The 328-nt window shown below is 32.6% G+C and carries 1 pseudogene; it reads right to left on the bottom strand.

Features of this window, described 5'->3' with window-relative positions:
- Window positions 1-328, bottom strand: a pseudogene (locus SB717_RS34520) (hypothetical protein); the annotation flags it as partial.

Here is a 328-nt window from a genome sequence, read left to right on the forward strand (position 1 = left end):
GGAAGTTTTGATATATCCTCCATTTCAATGTTTTGAATGATCTCAATAACGGTATGGGGGGACTCCTTTAATAATTTCTTCAATGGTTTAAGAGAAATATTAAATAATCTACTACACTCCTTAGTACGCTCTTTGTTATATTTAATAATTCTGGCCAATTCTTCTACAGTCGGATCAAATAAAGGATTTGTAACCTCTACATACTCAGACATTACTGTTTCTAATTTACAATCCATTTTGTTAATAATATAAAGGCCCCATTCCTTAAACGCATCTTCTAACGTACATGGATAGCCATACACCTCTAAACAGTACTTCCTTTCAAATG

It is taken from the genome of Priestia sp. SIMBA_032 (assembly GCF_046535215.1).
Classification (GTDB): domain Bacteria; phylum Bacillota; class Bacilli; order Bacillales; family Bacillaceae_H; genus Priestia; species Priestia aryabhattai.